This is a genomic window from Streptomyces sp. NPDC101776 (assembly GCF_044766845.1).
Taxonomy (GTDB): domain Bacteria; phylum Actinomycetota; class Actinomycetes; order Streptomycetales; family Streptomycetaceae; genus Streptomyces.
Genome location: NZ_JBIWMV010000068.1, coordinates 1 through 456, shown reverse-complemented (window position 1 = coordinate 456; position 456 = coordinate 1). Strand labels below are relative to the sequence as shown.

Here is a 456-nt window from a genome sequence, read left to right as displayed (position 1 = left end):
CCGACCATCCCGCCACCCTGAGCGCCCGCAACAACCTCGCCAACTCCTACAGCCATGCCGGACGGCTACAGGAAGCCCTCGACCTGGGCGAACAAGTACTAGCCGACCGTGAGCGGATCCTGGGCCCCGACCATCCCGAGACCCTCACCGCCCGCAGCAACCTCGCCAACTCCTACGGCGATGCCGGACGGCTACAGGAAGCCCTCGACCTGCGCGAACAAGTGCTAGCCGACCGTGAGCGGATCCTGGGCCCCGACCATCCCGACACCCTGAGCGCCCGCAACAACCTCGCCAACTCCTACAGCGATGCCGGACGGCTACAGGAAGCCCTCGACCTGCGCGAACAAGTGCTAGCCGACCTTGAGCGGATCCTGGGCCCCGACCATCCCGACACCCTCACCGCCCGCAACAACCTCGCCAACTCCTACAGCCATGCCGGACGGCTACAGGAAGCCC

Annotated in this window: 1 protein-coding gene; it reads left to right on the top strand. The window is 66.9% G+C overall.

Going from position 1 to position 456, the window contains the following annotated elements:
• Window positions 1-456, top strand: a 456-nt coding sequence (locus ACIRRY_RS51825; protein WP_403988167.1) for a tetratricopeptide repeat protein, incomplete at both ends; no start/stop codon positions are given.